The following is a 19,179-nucleotide window of genomic DNA, read 5'->3' as shown; positions in this document are numbered from 1 at the left end:
TTGAGGAAGTACAACGCATGAAGCGAATGGCCGGACTTTCCGCACTTGCCTTGATTATCTCCAGCACCAGTGGCTGCGGATGGATCTGGGGCCCGGAAGGTTATTTCCGTGACCGTGGTAGCGATTACCTGGAAGCGCAACAGACTGCACCGATGCAAATTCCGCCGGATATCCATACCGCCAAGCGTCTGGATCCGCTGTTGCCGATCCCGCGCAACGTGGCCGATGACACCGCCACGGGCGAATACGTCGTTCCTCGTCCCCAGCCACTGACGGCGGTTGCCGACGCCAGTCCTTATTCGCTGCAGAAGAGCGGCGGCACCAGCTCGATCCTGGCGCAGAACCCACCTGCCGAAATCTGGCCTGTGGCCGTTCAGTTCTTCCAGGACAACGGTTTCCGTCTGGATGAACAGCGCCCGCAAACCGGCGAATTCACCACGACCTGGCAGCATTCCGATGAACTGTCTGCGGCCATGGCCAAGCGCCTGAGCGCGGCCGGCGTCAGCACCGACAGCGAAACCCGCGTGCGGGTGCGCATCGAGCCGGGCGTGCAGCGCAACACCAGTGAAGTCTACGTGGTCAGCGCCGAGCGTCCTGCCGGCAGCACCGCCGACGTCGAGTTCACCAACCGTTCGGTCAACACTGGCCTGGACGCGGCACTGGTCGACGACATGCTCGCGAGCATGAGCCGTATCTCGGAGAAGGGCGGTTCGGTCTCCATGCTGGCTTCGCGTGATTTCGACGCGCCCAGCCGTGTCAGCCTGAGCGAAGACGGCAGCGGCAACCCTGTGCTGAACGTCGGTACCGACCTTGACCGTGCCTGGTCGAGCGTAGGTCGTGCGCTGGAACAAGGCGAATGGCGCGTTGAGGACATCAACCGCAGCCTGGGCCTGTACTACATCAACCTGGCCGAAAAAGCCGAGAACAAAGACGACAAGCCAGGCTTCCTCAGCAGCCTGTTCGGCACTGCGCCGAGCAAGGAAGAGCTTGAAGCCCGTGCCGAGCGTTATCAGGTTCGCCTGAGCAAGGTTGGCGAGAACGTCCAGGTCACCGTTGAGAAGAACATCAACACCGTGGCGCCGGCAGATGTGGCGCGTAAAGTGTTGAGCAAGATTCAAGACAACCTGGGCTGATCCTATGCGTTTTGCCGTTCTCGGCAGCGGCAGTCAAGGGAACGGCACGCTGATAGCCAGCGCTGATACGTACGTGCTGGTGGATTGTGGTTTTTCCCTGCGGGAAACCGAAAAACGCCTGCTGCGCCTGGGTGTGAACCCTGCGCAGCTGAGCGCGATACTCGTGACCCACGAACATGCCGACCACGTGCATGGCGTGGGTTTGCTGTCTCGGCGCTACAATCTGCCTGTCTACCTCAGTCGCGGGACCTTGCGCGGGATGCGCAAACCGATTGAACCCGCAGGCTTTCTGGCCGGCGGCGAGCAGTTGCAAATCGGCGACTTGAGCATCGGTGTCATTGCCGTGGCCCACGATGCACAGGAACCGACGCAGTATGTCTTCAGTGACGGTTTACGGCGTTTCGGCCTGTTGACCGACCTGGGCTCCTATTGCGACAGGGTGCTGGACGGTTACCGGGACCTCGATGCATTGATGATCGAGTCCAACCATTGCAGGGACATGCTGGCTCGCGGTCATTACCCGTACTTTCTCAAGCAGCGGGTGGGCGGTGAACTGGGACATTTGAACAACCATCAGGCGGCATTCCTGGTGGCCGAGCTGGGCTGGAAGGACCTGCAACACCTGGTCCTGGCCCATCTGAGCAGCAAGAACAACCTGCCGCAGCTGGCCCGGCAATGTTTTGTCGACACCCTCGGGTGCGACCCGGACTGGCTGCAACTGGCCGATCAAGATTCAGGGCTCGACTGGCGTCACATCGCCTAGCCCATCTACTTAGCAAGCGGAGCCCATCATGGAAAAACGTGAAGAACTCTACCGCGGCAAAGCCAAGTCGGTTTACAAGACCGACGACGCTAACCGTTTGATCCTGCTGTTTCGCAACGACACTTCGGCGTTCGACGGCAAGCGTATCGAACAGCTCGACCGCAAGGGCATGGTGAACAACAAGTTCAACGCCTTCATCATGCAGAAGCTCGAAGCGGCCGGCGTGCCGACCCAGTTCGACAAACTGCTGGGCGACAACGAATGCCTGGTGAAGAAGCTGGACATGATCCCGGTCGAGTGCGTCGTGCGTAACTACGCCGCTGGCAGCCTGGTCAAGCGCCTGGGTGTCGAGGAGGGCATGAAGCTCAACCCTTACACCTTCGAACTGTTCCTGAAGGACGACGCCAAGGGCGACCCGTTCATCAACGAATCCCACGTCGTGGCTTTCGGTTGGGGCACCGCCGAGCAACTGGTTCGTATGAAAGAGCTGTCGCTCAAGGTCAACGAAGTCCTGAGCAAGCTGTTCGACGACGCCGGCCTGCTGCTGGTCGACTTCAAGCTGGAATTCGGCGTGTTCCACGATGGTTCCATCGTGCTGGGCGACGAGTTCAGCCCGGACGGCTGCCGTCTGTGGGACAAGGCTACCGGCAAGAAAATGGACAAGGACCGCTTCCGTCAGGGCCTCGGTGACGTCATCGAAGCCTACGAAGAAGTCGCCAATCGTCTGGGCGTACCGCTTTAACCGACGCAAGCATCTGAAAGCACAGAAATATTTCGCTTAGGGGGTTCGCTTCCGGCGAAAGTGTTGTTATGATGCGCGCCGTTGGAGAGATGCCAGAGTGGCCGAATGGGACGGATTCGAAATCCGTTGTACCTTCACCGGTACCTAGGGTTCGAATCCCTATCTCTCCGCCATTACATAGAGAAAGCCCCGTAGCTGAAAAGTTACGGGGCTTTTTCGTTTCTGTGATTACCGCCGACAACTATCAAATCTCCTTGATCGGGGTCTCATCCTGCACCCCCATGATCAACTGGATTACGTGCAGGCAATCCACCTTGTTCACATAAGACTCGCCGCTGGCGATGATCTCATGGTTTCCCGCCCGCAACCTCCATCGCCATTAGCCTTTTCCGGTGCTCGGAGTGCCTTTGAATTGCCTGTAAATCTCGAAGTACATTCAGTTCGCTCCCTGCGATAGATCGTGCGACAGCCTGTGTGACGCATCGGTGCAAGCCTGGCAGAGCAGTTTTTTTTGGTTATCGGACATTTGTTTCAAATCCCAGGGGGATGCTCTGATACAGCGGGTTAGAGCGGGTGGATCAGTCTTTGAATTGTCCAAAACGGCGCCGTTTCACCCTTGCAACACCTTCGGAGCTACTGCTTAATATGGAGTCGTTCATAGCGTCCAAAATATTTCGGCAACCGAAAACCATTATAAAAAGAGCACTCCATTTGACTGAGCACGGAACGCAACCGGCCTTCCAGGTGACGTTATCGCTGGTTGTCCCCGTTTTTAATGAGGAAGACAGTCTCGACACGTTTCTCCTGCGTATTGATGAAGTTTTCCGGCAGCAGGAATTGATAAAGCTTGAATTGGTATTCATCAATGACGGCAGCACTGACGCCACGCTTGCACGCCTGCTTGAGCGACAGCAGCACGATTCGCGTCTGCGCATCGTTGACCTGAGTCGCAACTTCGGCAAAGAAGCGGCATTGTCCGCCGGTTTACAGATCGCCACCGGACAGATCGTTGTGCCGATCGACGCCGATCTGCAGGATCCGCCAGAGATTATTTTACAGATGATCGAGCGTTGGCGAGAGGGCTATGAAGTGGTACTCGGTCACCGGATCAGCCGTCGTAGCGATACGTGGGCCAAACAGACTTCCGCCCACTGGTTCTATCGCCTGCACAACAAGATCGCTGAGCAGCCGCTGCCGGAAAACGTCGGGGATTTTCGCCTGATGGATCGCTGTGTGGTCGATGCCTTGCTCACCTTGCCCGAATCTCGGCGCTTCATGAAAGGCCTGTTTGCCTGGGTCGGGTTTCGCACTACCCACGTTGATTACATGCGTCCCGAACGGGTGGCGGGGCAGAGTAAATTCAACGGTTGGCGGTTGTGGAACTTTGCGCTGGAAGGTATCACCAGTTTTAGCACTGAGCCTTTGCGAGTGTGGACGTACATAGGGGCGCTGGTGTCGCTCGTCTCTTTCGCTTTTGCCATATTTATCGTGGTGCGCACGTTGGTCCATGGTGTCGACATGCCCGGTTACGCCTCGCTGATGGTCGCCGTGACGTTCCTTGGCGGCCTGCAACTGATTGGCATCGGCGTACTCGGTGAGTACTTGGGCCGCACTTACATCGAATCTAAACGCCGGCCGGTTTTTCTCGTGCGCCGCGTCTATGACCCCAAGGCCTAAAGCATGGATATCAAGGAAACCGCCATCCTCGGCGATAGCATCGGTGAGCATTGGTATTACTGCTCGAAAGCGGCAGCGACCCGCCGCCTGCTGGGTGACGCGCCAATCAAGCGGATTCTCGACGTGGGCGCTGGTTCGGGTTTTTTTACCCACCATTTGCTGACTCATACCGAGGCGCGCGAGGCCTGGTGCGTCGATATCAGCTACCTCGCCGATTCCAGTGCGACCACCGCCGGTAAACAGGTGCATTACCGTCGCGGCATCGAGACCGTCGACGCCGACTTGGTACTTTTGATGGACGTGCTGGAGCATGTCGATGACGACCTCGGTTTGCTCAAGGCTTACGTCGATAAAGTGCCGTCAGGCAGTCGGTTCCTGATGACAGTGCCTGCCTTCCAGTTCCTCTGGAGCGGCCACGACGACTTTCTAGAACACAAGCGTCGCTACACCCTGGCCCAATTTGAAACCCTGGCCCGGAACGCGGGTTTGACGGTGCAACGCGGTGCCTACTATTTCGGTGCGGTGTTCCCGATTGCCGCTGCGTTACGCTTGTTGCCCCACGGACGGCAGGGGGCGGTACCTCGTTCACAGCTCAAACGCCATCATCCGCTGGTGAACAATGTGCTCAAGACCCTCTGTAAGCTTGAATTGCCATTGTTGGGCATGAACCGCCTGGCCGGTTTGAGTGTATTCGTACTGGCGCGAAAGCCGTGACATCCGCCGAAAAAACAGCGCTGATCCAGCGCGGATTGCGCTTTGCTGTAACCGGATTGTTCGTTACTGCCCTGCATGCGCTGGTTGCGGTGCTGTTCATCAATTTCGTCGTCGCACATCCGCCTCTGGCTAACGGTGTGGCATTTGCCGTGGCGACGGTGGTGTCCTACGTCATCAACACTACCTGGAGTTTTGCTGCCCGATTGCATGGCAGAACTCTGCTGCGTTTCCTGCTGGTATCGGCGGGCGGTTTTTTGTTGGCGATGTTTGTCGCCTGGACCGCGCAGATGGCGGGGTTGCATTATCTGCTGGGGATAGGTGCGGTAGCGCTAACGGTACCGGCATTCACTTTTGTTTTGCACAATTTTTGGACGTACCGATGAAGCTTTGCACAACGCGCCGGGTGACTGGGCTGCTGCCCGTCCTTTTGGGAATCCTTGCATTTTTCATCGTGGTCGGCCCGCGGGCATTGAACCCGATGAATATTGCCTGGTTGGAGGGGGGCGATCCAGCCACCCATTACCTGGGCTGGGCTTTTTTCAGGCATTCACCCTGGACATTTCCGTTAGGGCTTAATCCCTTGTATGGGTTGGAATTGAGTAACGCGGTAATTTTCTCGGATTCCAATCCGCTGTTCGCTTTGATCTTCAAGCCGTTTTCAGCTCTGCTTCCTGAACCATTCCAGTATTTCGGGATTTGGTTTCTGACGTGTTTCATCCTGCAGAGCTGGTTTGGCTGGAAGCTGACCGGATTGGTCAGTCGCAATGTGGTGTTGCAATTGCTCGGTGCCGGGCTGTTTTTGTTCGTCCCGGCGATGATTATCCGCATGGAAGTGCACTTATCCCTGGCTGGACATTTTCTCGTATTGGCAGCGCTTTATCTTGCCCTGCGCCCATTTACGCAAAAACGCTGTCTGGCCTGGGGGGCGCTGCTTGGTGCGACAGCACTGGTGCACGCTTACTTGCTGGCGATGGTTGCATTGATCTGGATCGCGGACCTCGCGGCCAAAGCCCTCCAGCGCCGCCTGACGCCGGGCAAAGCGCTGACCGAGTTGATCGGTCTGTTCCTGTTGGTCAGTCTGTGTTGCTGGCAAGCGGGTTACTTCAGTGTTGGCGATAGTGGTCTTTCGTTAATGGGATATGGCTTGTTTCGGGCGAATGTCCTGACCTTCTTTGATCCGGGTACGTGGTCCTACACCATGCGGGACATGCCAGGTGTGTTGGGCGACAGTGATGGGTTTGCCTTCCTGGGGTTGGGTGTCATTTTCCTGCTCATCTGCGCTTTAGTGCTATTGCTGCAAGGGGCGGGGGACCTTGGCGCCAAGGTTCGCCGATACCCTCTGCTTTTTGTTGCGCTTGCTAGCCTGGCGATGTTCGCCGTATCCAATAACGTAGGTGTAGGGTCATTCGAATTCCGGATACCCCTGCCGGACGCCGTTGTAGCCGTCGCAACCATCTTCCGTGGCTCAGGACGGATGATCTGGCCGGTGATGTACATGGTTATTTTTGCCACACTTTATGTGGTGGTTCGTGGGCATACCCCGCGCACGGCGGTGATGCTGTTGAGCATCGCTTTGGTGATTCAGGTGGCGGATACGCGATCGGGATGGACAGTCGCGCGCGGTTTTTTCATGACTTCACCAGCGTCCGAGTGGAAGACGCCACTGGCCGATCCTTTCTGGCAACAAGCAGCAAAGCATTATCAGTACGTGCGATGGATTCGCCCGCAGAACTTATCGGAGCAGTGGATGACATTGGCCGATTATGCGCATGCCCATCATCTACCCACAAATGCCGTCTATCTTGGGCGAGTCAGTTCGCTGGCCGTCGAGGCGGCGCAGGCAGAGTCGGTTCGGATGCTGGATTCGGGAAGTTACTCGCAAGATACCCTGTACGTGCTGGATAGCCGCTCCTTGCTCCAGGCTGCCCTGACATTGAAGAGTGATATCGATGTGCTCGCCAGAATTGATGGTTTGAATGTGTTGGCGCCGGGATGGAAGCGCTGTAACGATTGCCCGCCCGTCTTGGTGCCGGATGCATTGAAGCTGATTCCGGAACTCAAGCAAGGCGAGAGAGTGGTGTTCAGTAAAGAGAGTCCGGCGGTGGATTATTTGGCCAAGGGATGGTCGCTCAATGAACCGTGGGGAACCTGGTCCGAAGGTGCCGAGTCGCAAATCGTTTTGCGGCCAACATCAAGGGTTAATTCATTGTTGCTGGAGACCAACGCGTTGCTCGCACCTACGCACACAGAGCAGTCGCTGGAGATTGTCGTCAATGATGTGAGTGTACTGTCCACCCGGTTGGTCAAGCCTGAAGCAAACCGAATCAACATCGAATTACCCGCAGCCGTGCAACAGCTCATCGAACGTCAAGGCGTGCTGCGTATTTTTTTCAAATACCCCAATGCCATCAGTCCGGGCGAGCTTGGCATGAGTAACGACCCGCGCAAACTGGCAATCGGATTACAGGCGCTGACTTTGAACTGAACAAACGTAACGTCTGCACCGGCATTGTCTGTCGTGCAGGCACGTAGACGTTATCCCCGAGCCTTTCTTGGGGATCGGGGGGCACTGGATGAATCGCAACGAACTTCGCAAGGCGGATATCAACCTGATGGTGGTATTCGAAACGCTGATGCTGGAGCGCAATGTCACTCGGGTGGCGGAGAAGTTGTTTCTCGGTCAGCCGACCATCAGCTCGGCGCTCAACCGCTTGCGTGCGATGTTCAATGATCCGCTGTTCATACGTGTTGGTCATCGCATGGAGCCGACGGCACGGGCAGAGGAGATCATCAGGCACCTGTCGCCAGCGCTGGATTCCTTGTCCGTGGCCTTGAGCCTGACCCATGATTTTGACCCGGCCAGCAGCACGATGACGTTTCGCATCGGGTTGTCCGACGATGTCGAGTTCGGCCTGTTGCCGCCGTTGCTGCGAACGCTGCGCCAGGAAGCGCCAAAGGTGGTGTTTGTGGTGCAGCATGTCGATTACTGGCGGATTCCCGACTTGCTGGCGTCCGGCGATATCACGGTGGGTATCAGCCAGACCCGTGGCTTGCCGGCCAATGCCAAGCGCAAGTTGCTGCGGCATATCCAGCCCAGCATTTTGCGCGCCGATGCTTGCGACACTCCGCTGACGCTCGACGAATATTGCGCGCGGCCGCACGTGCTGGTGTCCCATACCGCCAACGTCAGTGGCTATGCCGACGAGTGGCTGGCGGAAATCGGCCGCACGCGCCAGGTGGTGCTCTCGGTACCGCAATACAGTTCGTTGCCGGCACTGCTCGCCGGGACGGACCTGATCGCCAGCCTGCCGGACTACACCGCCGAGGCGATGGCTGCTTCGGGCATGCTGTTCAAGGAGCCCTTTCCGTTCAAGACACCGACCCTGGATTTGTCCATGGTCTGGCTCAGTCATGTCGATACCGACCCTGCCGAGCGCTGGTTACGTTCGCGCCTGGAGGCGTTCATGAGTGAGCGTGCCGTTTTGCCGCTGCCCGAATGAACCGGGCGTGTTATACGTACGAACTTTCCATCCCCTTCCAGGAGCCAACTCATGCCTCACCTGCACATGGAATACACCGCCAACCTGACTGACCTGAATGCCGATGTGGCGTTGATGCGGTTGAACAATACGCTGGTGGGTTCCGGTCAGTTTGCTGCCGAATTCGACATCAAAAGCCGCGCGGTCAGGGTCGAGACGTTCAAGGTCGGTACTGCTCTGGCTGAACGGGCATTCGTGCATGTGAAACTGGCACTGTTGAGTGGGCGTTCCGCACAGATCAAGAAACAACTCTCCGAAAGCCTGCTGGCGGTGGTTCAGGACTTGTGTGAGTGGCCGAGCGGTGTTGAAGTCCAGTTGTGCGTGGAGATTCTCGACATCGATCGCGATTCCTACAGCAAGACCGCCATCAGCCACTGAGTATCAGGCCGTTTCCTGCACGGCGCAGGCCTGGATCACTTGCGCTCGCAGCCAGGTGTTGGCGCTGTCCTGATCGACCCGCTGGCTCCACTGCATGTCGAGGGTGAAACCCGGCAGACCCTCGGGCGCTTCACAGTGATTGAAGGTGTCGGTACTGGCCAGCAGCCGCTGGATGCGCCGGGGCAGGGTCAGGGCATAGTCGGTGCCGGTAATCAACTTCAGCGCGGCACTGTAACTGTTGGCGCGCGCGACGATCTGGCGCTGTTTGGCCTGCTGCGCGAGCCAGCCGTCGACCATGTTGGTGGCGGATGTCCAGGGTGTCGGGAACACGTGTCGACGTTCGACATAGGTTTGCAGGCTCAAACGCGGTTCCGCCGGGGTGGCGCGTTTGTCGAACACACAGACAAGATCATCTTCGAGCAGCGTCCTGGATTTGAAATCGACGTGGCTGCGATGAAAGTTCGGGCCGAAACACATCACCAGGTCGAGACTGCCTTCGCGCAACGCTTCAGCAGGGATGTCGGCTTCGAGTTTGAACACATTGACCGTCACCGGGAGTACGGCGAGGGCAAAGGTTTTCAACAGGCGCGGCAGGATCAACTGCTCGAAATATTCCGGTGCGCAGAGGTTGAACGTCACGGCTTGCAGGCCTGGGTCGAACGCGGGTGAGCCGGCGTGACACAAATTGATGCTTTCCAGGATTTTCAGCGCGTGAGGGTACATCGCGCTGGCTTTGCCGGTGGGTTGCATGCCGCCGGTACGGGTATTGATGAACAGTTCGTCCTCGAAGCTGTTGCGCAGTTTTTTCAGGCAGTAACTCACGGTGGACTGGCTGACGCTAAGCATCTCGGATACGCCGGTGACGCTGTTCTGCTCGTACACGGCGACGAACACCGTGAGGTCCTGCATGTCGAGTTTTCTAAGCGAATTACTGTTCAGCATCCATTGCGTCTCGCTGCGTCCCTTGCACTGACCCTGTGCAGGGTGGATGAATTATCCTAACGGAATGAGCGAACAGGGAAAATGCCTTGCAGGAAGTTTCGCCCTGAAGCCCTTCAACTCTGGACCATCGCCGACACGGCGCGGCGGCTGGAGATCAACAGCGCGAACATGCCGATACCCACCAGCAGCGCGCCGGTCAACTCCAGCGGCAGCGGCATCTGGCGTCCCCAAAACCAGTGAAACAAGGTGATGAACAGCGTGCTCAGGTAGATGTAGGAAATCACCGAGGATGGCGCGATCACGCCGATGGCCCGATGCAGCAACCAGAACGTCGCCAGGGTGGCGAACACCGCCAGGTACATCAGCCAATAGAAATCCTTGAGCGTCAGTGATGATGCCGAGCGCCAACCACCACTGAATCCGCAGAAAACCAGCAGGAACAGCGCGCCGAACAGCATGTTCCAGAACGTCATGGGCACCGGCCCGCGTCCCTTCAGGCTTTTGGCTTTCAGGCGTTGGCTGAGCGGGGCGTAGAGTGCCATCGCCAGGCAACCGATGCCGTACACGGTCAGTGCATACGGCGATGGCAACTCTCCGGGGCCGGTGCCTTTCATGATCAGTAACACCGCCCCGGCAGCGGCGAGCAGCATCGGCACAATCCGTTGTTTCAGGCGGCTGTCAGGTATGAGCACGGCTTCGAAAGCCAGGGTCATCAGCGGCACCAGCGTAAACATCGTCCCGGTATTGACGGCGGAGGTGTAGCGCAATGCTTCGAACAGCGAGCCGAAGTACAACGCCAGCAGCAGGCCGAGCACCCCATGACCGAACAGTCCGCGGGCGGTCATGACGGCATTGCCTTCACGCAGCAGCAGCGGCAGAAACACCAAGGTGCAGAACAACAGGCGCAAACCGGTCAGCAGGATCGGGTCGATGGCCTGGCTGACTTGCGCCGCCGCGGAAAACGAGGCGGCGATCAGCAAGGCCCAAAGCAGCATGCTGGCGTGAGCGGCGGCGAAACCGGTGGTTTTCATGGCAGGCTCCGGGTCAGTGGATGTGACGGCTGTAGTGCCGTGGGTTGAAGCGCAAAACCATCAACATCATCAGTGCCATGACCGCCGCCAGCGACCACCAGGCCCATTCAAAGCTGCCGAGTTGGTCGCGGATGATCCCCGCCAGCAGCGGCGACAGGCTGGCGATCAGGTAGCCGATGCCTTGCACGAATGCGGTCAGGCCACCGGCGCGCAATGGATTGTCCAGGTGATCCAGCGATACGATCAGACTCATCGGGAACAGCCCGCCAATGCCCAGCCCCAGCAGGCATGGCCACATCAGGCTCAAGTGCTGCGGGCTCAGAATCAGTCCGCAGAAACCGGCGATGATCAGTGCCAGCAAGACCATCAGCACGACTCGGCGGTCGCGGCAGCGATTGGCGATGAAGGGCGTCAGCAGGCCCGACAGCACTTCCATTGCGGTCAGAAACCCGAGCAGCAATCCGGCGTGCTGCTCGCTCCAGCCCTTTTCCACGTAGTACGGCGCTAGCCAGGCCAGAACGCAGGTGTAGGACGCAGTGCCCAGGCCAAAGAAGATCGCGAGTAACCACGCGCGGGTATTGGCGAAGAACGATCCTTTGCGGGATGCCTTCGAATTCGGTGTCGGCATCCCGGCGCTTTGGCTGCGCCAGAAGAGCAATGCCAGCACGGCGAGAACGGCCCAGATCGCCAGGCCCATACGCCAGCTGCCGGTAGACGCCATCACCAGCGGCGCAAAGGACGCACCGATGGCGGCACCGCCCATGATCGATGTGACGTAGAGACCCATGCACAGGGCAACGTGGTCGCTGAAGCGGGATTTGATCAGCGCAGGCATCAGGGCCTGGATCAGGGCGATGCCGATACCTGCCAGTACGGCGCTGAGGATCAATTCGGCTACCGAGTCGAGAAACAGGCGCGACACCGTGGCCATGCCGATGATCAGCAACGAAAGTACGACAGTGCGCTGTTCACCGAGACGCTCGCTGACACGCAGTCCGAAAAACATCGCCAGTCCCATGGCCATGACCGGTAACAGGGTCAGCAGTGAAGCCAGGCTGAAACTCAGCGGGATGTCCTCGCGAATCGCCGAGAGCAAAGGCCCGACGGCGGCCATGGAGGGACGCAGGTTCAGGGCGACGAGCGCAATGCTGAACATCAACCAGAGGGCAGGGCGGGTAGTCGCGCGGGTGTTTTCCATGATCGGACCTTGAACGGTAGAGGTGCGATTAGGCGCGCGAGGCCGCAAGGCCGCAAATCAGAAAGTCTGGTGATGTATTTGGAAATTAAATAAGAGTGCGGTCATATGGACGCCGTTGAATGTTTAGCCATTCGACATCCAAGGTTCTTCAAATCCTGATTTAACGACTGAACCCATCGTGTGACGCTGCCGGTCATCTGTTTTCTGCGGTTCTCTCTATGGACGGTTGGCCAGTCGCAATCCACTTCAAGGCAACCATCGGCGCTCGTGCGTCGAGCCTTGGTCGTCGATTCACGCCCGCCACCGCGCCAAGCCTCTCTGCACTTCCTTCTGAACTGGCCTTCTGGGCGCTGTGGCATTGCCGACATGCGCGCCCGCCGGATTCCTGCTTTTTCCGCTGATCGTTCCTACATATTCCGGTAGGTACCGGAATTAAAGTGCGGGTGCCTTTGTGCACCCGTCAAACACGGAAAAAGAGAATTCCCATGAGTTGTGCCACGACCTCGTTCGCCACCCGGCTTGAAGCCCTGACTTTTCTGGAACAGAACCCGGATATTGAAATGTTCGAGCTGTTCATCCTCGACAACAACGGTGTGCCGCGGGGCAAGCTGCTGCACCGTGACGAGCTGCTGGCGGTGTATGAAAGCGGGCGCCCATTGCCGAGCACCATCCTCGGCCTGACCATCAACGGCGATGACGTGGAAAACTCCGGGCTGGTCTGGGATGTCGGCGATATCGACTGCCGGGCCTACCCGATCAGCGGCAGCCTCACGCGTATGCCCTGGCGTCTGATACCGACCGCGGCCGTGCAGGTCAGCATGCACCCGACTGAGGGGATGCCCGCTACCATTGCCGATCCCCGTCACTTGCTGGCGAAAGTCATCGAAGGGTTGCAGGCAGACGGCTATTACCCAGTGATGGCGGCGGAACTGGAGTTCTATCTGCTGGATCAGCAACGCGACAGCGATGGCCGGCCGCAACCGGCGCGGGATATCGATGGCGGGCGCCCGCGCGGCACCCAGGTCTATGGATTGCGCGAGCTTGAACAGATCGAGCCGTTCCTGGCCGATCTCTACAGCGCCTGCAAGCTCCAGGGGATTCCAGCACGCACGGCCATTTCCGAATACGCGCCGGGGCAAGTGGAAATCACCCTCGAACACCGCAGCGACGCGTTGCAGGCCATGGACGAAGCGGTGCGCTACAAGCGCCTGGTCAAGGGAGTGGCCCACAAGCACGGCATGACAGCGTGCTTCATGGCCAAGCCATTCGATGACCTGGCCGGCACCGGGATGCACATGCACGTGAGTCTGGCGGACAAGGACGGCAACAACCTTTTCGCCAGTGAAGCCCCGGATGGAACGCCCCTGCTCAAGCAGGCTGTCGCCGGCATGCTCAGTACCTTGCTCGACTCGCTGTTGCTGTTCTGCCCCAACGCCAATTCCTACCGTCGATTCCAGGCCAACAGCTATGCGCCGCTGGCAGCCACCTGGGGGGTGGACAATCGCACCGTGAGTTTGCGCGTGCCCGGCGGGCCGGCGTATTCCCGGCACATCGAGCATCGAATTTGTGGCGCAGATGCCAACCCCTATCTGGCGGCTGCGGCGATTCTGGCCGGTATTCATCGCGGTATCCGCGAACAACTCGACCCGGGTGCGCCGGTGGAGGGCAATGGCTACGCCCAGGCCGCGAAACTGTTGCCGACGGACTGGCTGACTACATTGCGTTCGCTGGAAGGTTCCAGTTGGGCCAGGGAAGCCTTCGGCGGCGAGTTTCTCGGTGTCTACCTGGCGGTGAAACGCGCCGAGTACCGCCAATTCATGGGAGAGGTGGGGGAGCAGGACTGGCGCTGGTACCTGCACCAGGCTTGAGCCGAAACTGAACCAAAGCTGAACTATTCTCAAATAGTCTGAAGTTTCAGGCAGGTGTTATAAGCCAACTAATTGTTGGCTTCTTTTTCACAAAAAATTGATGGTTGGCTACCTAAAATTAGAATTGTCTCGGTCAATGAAATTTTCACATTTACCGAAGGCACTTCTTTTCAGGACTCGCCGAACCTCATGTTTAAGATTAAAGCCGTGCGCCCCGAATGGGTCACACTGATTGCCAGTGCATTTTTGTTGGTTGGCTTCAACTTTGTACTCTGGCAACACCTGTTCGAAATCACCACGTCCGATGGCAAAGGCATCGTCATGCGCGTGGCCTTCGGGGTGATGATATTCGCGGCCTTCAACATCGTGCTGACCCTGCTGGCCTTCCGGCCGGTGCTCAAGCCGCTCCTGACCCTGCTGTTCATGGTCAGCGCGGGCGTGGCGTATTTCATGAGCCAGTATGGTGTCCTGATCGACACCGGCATGTTACGTAACTTCGCTGAAACCAATGCTACGGAAGTGCGCGACTTACTGTCGCTCAAGTTGTTTGTTTATATTGTGCTGCTGGGTGTACTGCCGTCATGGCTATTGTGGAAGGCACCGATTAATTATCGTCGCTGGCACCGTGAGCTGCTCAGTAAAGTCCTGGTGATGTTTGCTTCGGCGGCCGTTATTGGTGGTGTTGCACTGGTTAACTATCAAGGCCTGTCTTCGCTGTTTCGCAATCACCACGAGTTGCGCCTGATGGTGGTGCCAAGCAACTACATTGGTGCCTCGGCCGGTTTCTTGCGCGAGAAAGTAGCGACTGCGCGGCAACCCTTTGTGAAGATCGGTGAAGATGCCCAGCGCAATACGCTCTGGCAAACCCATGGGCGCAAATCCCTGACGGTGCTTGTCGTCGGGGAAAGTGCCCGGGCGGAGAACTTCGGCATCTTTGGCTATAACCGCGACACCACGCCCAAACTGAGTAAGGAAGATGGCCTGATCGCCTTCACCGATGTGCATTCCTGCGGAACTGAAACCGCTGTTTCGGTGCCTTGCATGTTCTCCAACATGGGGCGCAAGGACTACAACGCCAGCAAGGCCAAGAACGAAGAAGGCCTGCTGGATGTGCTCAAGCATGCGGGTATCGACGTGATCTGGCGTGACAATCAGTCAGGCTGCAAGGGGACGTGCGATCGCGTCACCCTTCAGGACGTCAGCAATCTGAAAGACCCGGCGCTGTGCGCCAACAGTGAATGCCGCGACGAAATCCTGCTGCAGGGGCTGCAACATTTCATCGATACCCTGGACAAAGACACCGTGCTGGTATTGCACCAGATGGGGAGTCACGGTCCGGAGTACTTCAAGCGTTATCCGAAAGAGTTCGAGCGCTTCACCCCGGTTTGCGAGAGTAATGCCCTGAACAATTGCAGTCGCGAAAGTATCGTCAATGGCTACGACAACACCTTGGTCTATACCGACCATGTGCTGTCTACCTTGATCGATCTGCTGCGCAGTAACCAGTCCAAAGTGGACACCGCGATGCTGTATCTGTCGGACCACGGTGAATCCCTGGGCGAGTACAACTTGTTCCTTCACGGCACGCCTTACATGCTGGCACCGGAGCAGCAAAAACATGTGGCCATGTTTGCCTGGTTCTCCGACAGCTATAAACAGTCGTTTGCGGTAGATACCCGCTGCCTGCAACAGAGTCGTGAAAAGCCCCTGAGCCAGGACAACCTGTTCCATTCGATGCTTGGGCTGCTGGAGGTCAACAGCAAGGTCTACAACCAGGACCTGGACATGTTTGCCGGATGTCGTGGCCCGGTGACTGACGGTGTGCTGGCCAAGGATTGAGTGCTCCGATTTTGTTTCACTCGGTGGCTGGCGACCTGCGGCCTGTTGAACGTTTATCAAGAGCCATTGCACATGTCCGCTCAACCCCCATCCGCCATCGAGCTTGAGATTGCCCGGCGCTACGATCAGGAACACGCGCGCGTCTGCCTTCAGCCGCAAGCGCCGGGCCTGGCCGGGCGGCTGACGCACTGGCGCGAGGCGCGTCTGGTGCGCAATGCACTCAAGGTCGCTGGCGAACCGGGGCTGATCCTCGACGTGGCCTGCGGGGTGGGGCGTTTCTGGTCGGTACTGGCCGAACATGCCAATCGGGTGATCCTCGCGACGGACCCGTCCCAGGACATCCTCGATCATGCCCGCACACATCACCCGCAAAGTCTGCTGAAGCGGATCAAGACCTTTCAAAGCTCCGCCTTCTCGATTGGTTTGTCGGAAAACGCGGTTGACTGCATTTTTTGCATGCAACTGTTTCAGCACCTTTACAGTCCGGAACATCGTCTGGCGATGCTGGGCGAGTTTTACCGGGTCAGCCGCGATACGGTGATCGTCGCGGTGCGCCTGGACGGACGTTTCAAAGGTGCGCATTCAAGCGTGGAGGGGCCGTTACCGAGCAAGGCCGGGGTCGAAAGCGAGTTCAGGCAGGCGGGATTCCGTTTGCTCAGCCATCAGGATTTTTTTCCCGGTTGTGCGCAGATGCGGGTCTACGTGCTGGGTAAGACCAGTTAGGCCGACCTTGTCGGACTATTCTTCATGTCACGCAGTCATTTTCGCTAACGCTCTTGTTCAGTGGATGCGCGGAAATCGCCGGGGGCGATATATACTGCGCGCCATTCTTCAAGGGAGAGCCGTGTGGCCATCGATATTCACTGGATTCGCGACAACGATAGCCTCGGTCGGTTTTGTGCCGAGTGGCAGCAACTGCCATTCGTTGCCCTCGATACCGAATTCATGCGGGTCGACACCTTCTACCCGATCGCAGGCCTGCTGCAGGTCGGCGATGGCAAACGTGCCTACCTGATTGATCCGCTGACCATCGACAACTGGCAGCCTCTGGCTGCATTGCTGGAAAACCCGGCCGTGCTCAAGGTTGTCCACGCGTGCAGCGAAGACCTCGAAGTCCTGCTACGCCTGACCGGTAGCCTGCCGGCGCCACTGTTCGATACGCAATTGGCGGCCGCCTACCTGAACCTCGGTTTCTCCATGGGCTATTCGCGCTTGGTGCAGGAAGTGCTCGGCATCGACCTGCCCAAGGGTGAAACCCGTTCCGACTGGCTGCAACGTCCGCTCTCCGAAACCCAGATCAGCTATGCCGCCGAAGATGCCGTGCACCTGGCCGAAGTCTTCGTAAAGCTGCGTCCAAAGCTGTCTGATGAGAAATATGCCTGGGTTCTGGAAGACGGTGCCGAACTGGTGGCCAACCTGCGCCGCGAGATCGATCCGTACGAAGTCTATCGCGATGCCAAGCTGGCCTGGAAACTGTCCCGCGCCCAACTCGCGGTATTGCGTGAACTCTGCGCCTGGCGTGAAAAGGAAGCCCGTGCCCGCGATCTGCCGCGCAACCGGATCATCCGCGAGCATTCGTTGTGGCCGCTGGCGCGTACGCAGCCGGATAATCTAGGTGCGCTGGCGAAAATCGAAGACATGCACCCGCGTACCGTGCGTCAGGATGGTGAGTTTCTGCTTGATCTGATCAAGCGCTCTGGCAGTGTGTCGCCAGATCAATGGCCGCCAGCCGTGCCGGAGCCGCTGCCGGTGGACGCTGCCGTGTTGCTCAAGCAGCTCAAAGCCATCGGCCAGGCCGAGGCCGAGCGCCTGAACATTGCGCCGGAACTGATGTTGCGCAAGAAAACCCTGGAAGCGCTGCTCAAGAGCGGCTTCCCCAATGGTCCCTACCAATTGCCTGATTCGCTGCGTGGCTGGCGCCGCGAATTGATGGGCCAGGCGCTGCTGGACAGCCTGGTCACCGCCGGAGAACAGCCTTGAAACGTATTTGCTCCATCTATCGCAGCTCGAAGAGAAACGAAATGTACCTGTATGTGCTCAAGAGCGATGCTCTGGAGCGCGTACCGGATCCCCTGATGGCAGCCTTCGGCAAGGCCATCCATGCGTTCGACCTGGTGCTGAGCCCTGAGCGCAAGCTGTCGCGCGAGGACATCGCGGTCGTGCTGGAAAACCTCGAGAAACAGGGGTATCACCTGCAAATGCCGCCTGCCGAAGACGAGTACATCGAGCACTTGCCGGAAGAATTGTTGCGCCGCAACGATCCGGTGTGAATGGCAGACAGGCTCTGTTCAGAGTGGTTATGAAACACTGATTGATTTTAGCGATGGCAGTATCGACGGAGCAGCGCTCTGTCGGCTGCCGTCTGCACCGTTTTTGAAAGGTTTGAAGCATGCGCGTCCTGATTGCTGAACACGACCACCCCGTGTACGCCCAACTATTGCGCGAGGCGGCACCGGACCTGGAGGTGCTGACCAGCGGTGATTCCGCCGAACTGGCCGGCCAGGCCGCCGATTGTCCGGTGTGGCTCGGCCAGCCTGATCTGCTGGCGACCCTGTTACGCCAGGGCCATCAACCGCAATGGCTGCAATCGACGTGGGCTGGCATTACGCCGCTGCTGGCCGATGGCTTGCCACGGCACTATCGATTGACCCGTGCAGTCGGCATCTTCGGCCAAGTCATGGCCGAGTACGTGCTCACCTATATGCTCGGTCACGAACGTGAAGTGCTGGCGCGACTGGTCAGCCAGGTCGAGCGCAAATGGGACAGCCGCCATGGCCAGAGCCTGGCGGGGCGCAAGGTGTTGATCGTCGGCACCGGTGATATCGGTCAGAGTGTCGCGCAGTTCCTCGTGCCGTTCGGGGTCGAGCTGTATGGCGTTGCCAGCAGCGCGCGGGAACAGGCGCCGTTCATCGAAGTCGGTGCACTGGCGGATCTGCCGCGGCTGGTCGGTGAAGTCGATTACGTGGTCAATCTGCTGCCGAACACGCCGCAAACCCACGATATCTACGACGCGGCGCTGTTCAGGCAATTCAAGCCGACCGGGTTGTTCATCAACGCCGGGCGCGGCGTGGCGGTGGTCGATGCGGATCTGGTGGAAGCCTTGAAGGAAGGGCATCTGGCGGGCGCGGTGATCGACGTCTGCCGTCAGGAGCCATTGCCCCAGCGGCATCCATTCTGGACAGCCTGGGGCCTGCTGCTCACCGGCCACAGCTCGGCACCGACGTCGCCGTCGATGATGGTGAAGCTGTTTGTCGAAAACCTGCGGGCGTTTGAGGCGGGAGAGGCGTTGCGCGGGGAAGTGGATTTCGATCGCGGGTATTAAATCCAATGCGATCAAAGTGTGGGAGCGGGCTTG

At 58.4% G+C, this 19,179-nt stretch carries 18 protein-coding genes, 1 tRNA gene and 1 pseudogene; 16 read left to right on the top strand and 4 right to left on the bottom strand.

Annotated elements, in window-relative coordinates:
- The first annotated feature begins 17 nt into the window (after positions 1 to 17).
- From bamC to PMI26_RS02830, 4 genes are all read left to right on the top strand, one after another.
- Positions 18 to 1,133: an outer membrane protein assembly factor BamC gene (gene bamC / locus PMI26_RS02815; protein WP_007979772.1), complete on the top strand. Its 1,116-nt coding sequence runs from the start codon at positions 18 to 20 to the stop codon at positions 1,131 to 1,133.
- Positions 1,134 to 1,137: 4 nt separating this feature from the next.
- Positions 1,138 to 1,896: an MBL fold metallo-hydrolase gene (locus PMI26_RS02820; RefSeq protein WP_007979770.1), complete on the top strand. Its 759-nt coding sequence runs from the start codon at positions 1,138 to 1,140 to the stop codon at positions 1,894 to 1,896.
- A 28-nt stretch (positions 1,897 to 1,924) separates the two neighbouring features.
- On the top strand, positions 1,925 to 2,638 hold the full coding sequence (gene purC / locus PMI26_RS02825) for a phosphoribosylaminoimidazolesuccinocarboxamide synthase (RefSeq protein WP_007944067.1): 714 nt from the start codon (positions 1,925 to 1,927) through the stop codon (positions 2,636 to 2,638).
- A gap of 83 nt (positions 2,639 to 2,721) precedes the next feature.
- Positions 2,722 to 2,811: transfer RNA gene (locus PMI26_RS02830), tRNA-Ser, on the top strand.
- Positions 2,812 to 2,882: 71 nt separating this feature from the next.
- Here the strand turns inward: PMI26_RS02830 and PMI26_RS0129885 are convergent.
- Positions 2,883 to 3,074, bottom strand: a pseudogene (locus PMI26_RS0129885) (YegP family protein).
- Positions 3,075 to 3,349: 275 nt separating this feature from the next.
- On the opposite strand from PMI26_RS0129885, the gene PMI26_RS02835 reads away from it, so the two are divergent.
- The 6 genes from PMI26_RS02835 (at position 3,350) to PMI26_RS02860 (ending at position 8,946) form a co-directional block, all read left to right on the top strand.
- Positions 3,350 to 4,315 carry a glycosyltransferase family 2 protein gene (locus PMI26_RS02835; RefSeq protein WP_033048395.1) on the top strand — a complete coding sequence of 322 codons (966 nt, stop codon included), beginning with the start codon at positions 3,350 to 3,352 and terminating at the stop codon, positions 4,313 to 4,315.
- A gap of 3 nt (positions 4,316 to 4,318) precedes the next feature.
- The gene (locus PMI26_RS02840) at positions 4,319 to 5,029 is read left to right on the top strand and encodes a class I SAM-dependent methyltransferase (protein WP_007979766.1); all 711 of its coding nucleotides are present in this window, start codon (positions 4,319 to 4,321) and stop codon (positions 5,027 to 5,029) included.
- Positions 5,026 to 5,412, top strand: a complete 387-nt coding sequence (locus PMI26_RS02845; protein WP_007979764.1) for a GtrA family protein — start codon at positions 5,026 to 5,028, stop codon at positions 5,410 to 5,412. The genes PMI26_RS02840 and PMI26_RS02845 overlap by 4 nt, the downstream gene beginning before the upstream one ends.
- The gene (locus PMI26_RS02850; protein WP_007979762.1) at positions 5,409 to 7,514 is read left to right on the top strand and encodes a DUF6311 domain-containing protein; all 2,106 of its coding nucleotides are present in this window, start codon (positions 5,409 to 5,411) and stop codon (positions 7,512 to 7,514) included. Before PMI26_RS02845 ends, PMI26_RS02850 begins: the two co-directional genes overlap by 4 nt.
- A gap of 88 nt (positions 7,515 to 7,602) precedes the next feature.
- Positions 7,603 to 8,529, top strand: a complete 927-nt coding sequence (locus tag PMI26_RS02855) for a LysR substrate-binding domain-containing protein (protein WP_033048393.1) — start codon at positions 7,603 to 7,605, stop codon at positions 8,527 to 8,529.
- Positions 8,530 to 8,580: 51 nt separating this feature from the next.
- A complete protein-coding gene (locus tag PMI26_RS02860; protein ID WP_007979758.1) occupies positions 8,581 to 8,946 on the top strand; it encodes a 5-carboxymethyl-2-hydroxymuconate Delta-isomerase in 366 nt (121 codons plus the stop codon).
- Between the two features lie 3 nt (positions 8,947 to 8,949).
- Here the strand turns inward: PMI26_RS02860 and PMI26_RS02865 are convergent, their stop codons facing one another.
- From PMI26_RS02865 to PMI26_RS02875, 3 genes are all read right to left on the bottom strand, one after another.
- Positions 8,950 to 9,888 (bottom strand): LysR family transcriptional regulator, encoded by a 939-nt coding sequence (locus PMI26_RS02865; protein WP_007979756.1) that lies wholly within the window; start codon positions 9,886 to 9,888, stop codon positions 8,950 to 8,952.
- A 113-nt stretch (positions 9,889 to 10,001) separates the two neighbouring features.
- A complete protein-coding gene (locus tag PMI26_RS02870; protein WP_007979754.1) occupies positions 10,002 to 10,919 on the bottom strand; it encodes a DMT family transporter in 918 nt (305 codons plus the stop codon).
- A gap of 13 nt (positions 10,920 to 10,932) precedes the next feature.
- Positions 10,933 to 12,117, bottom strand: coding sequence for a cyanate transporter (locus tag PMI26_RS02875; protein ID WP_007979752.1), 1,185 nt, complete (start codon positions 12,115 to 12,117; stop codon positions 10,933 to 10,935).
- A 485-nt stretch (positions 12,118 to 12,602) separates the two neighbouring features.
- Here PMI26_RS02875 and PMI26_RS02880 point away from each other — a divergent pair, with 485 nt between their 5' ends.
- From PMI26_RS02880 to PMI26_RS02905, 6 genes are all read left to right on the top strand, one after another.
- A complete protein-coding gene (locus PMI26_RS02880) occupies positions 12,603 to 13,985 on the top strand; it encodes a glutamine synthetase family protein (RefSeq protein ID WP_007979751.1) in 1,383 nt (460 codons plus the stop codon).
- Positions 13,986 to 14,174: 189 nt separating this feature from the next.
- Positions 14,175 to 15,824: a phosphoethanolamine transferase gene (locus tag PMI26_RS02885; RefSeq protein WP_007979749.1), complete on the top strand. Its 1,650-nt coding sequence runs from the start codon at positions 14,175 to 14,177 to the stop codon at positions 15,822 to 15,824.
- A gap of 72 nt (positions 15,825 to 15,896) precedes the next feature.
- Positions 15,897 to 16,547: a class I SAM-dependent methyltransferase gene (locus PMI26_RS02890; protein WP_007979746.1), complete on the top strand. Its 651-nt coding sequence runs from the start codon at positions 15,897 to 15,899 to the stop codon at positions 16,545 to 16,547.
- A 123-nt stretch (positions 16,548 to 16,670) separates the two neighbouring features.
- Complete coding sequence (gene rnd, locus PMI26_RS02895) at positions 16,671 to 17,804, top strand: ribonuclease D (RefSeq protein WP_007979744.1); 1,134 nt, start codon at positions 16,671 to 16,673, stop codon at positions 17,802 to 17,804.
- Positions 17,801 to 18,094 carry a YcgL domain-containing protein gene (locus PMI26_RS02900; RefSeq protein ID WP_033048390.1) on the top strand — a complete coding sequence of 98 codons (294 nt, stop codon included), beginning with the start codon at positions 17,801 to 17,803 and terminating at the stop codon, positions 18,092 to 18,094. The genes rnd and PMI26_RS02900 overlap by 4 nt, the downstream gene beginning before the upstream one ends.
- A gap of 119 nt (positions 18,095 to 18,213) precedes the next feature.
- On the top strand, positions 18,214 to 19,146 hold the full coding sequence (locus PMI26_RS02905; RefSeq protein WP_007979740.1) for a D-2-hydroxyacid dehydrogenase: 933 nt from the start codon (positions 18,214 to 18,216) through the stop codon (positions 19,144 to 19,146).
- Positions 19,147 to 19,179 lie beyond the last annotated feature (33 nt).

Source organism: Pseudomonas sp. GM33 (genome assembly GCF_000282295.1).
Lineage (GTDB): Bacteria > Pseudomonadota > Gammaproteobacteria > Pseudomonadales > Pseudomonadaceae > Aquipseudomonas > Aquipseudomonas laurylsulfatiphila.
Note: the sequence above shows the minus strand (reverse complement) of the source record. Positions and strands in the feature narration are given on the sequence as shown.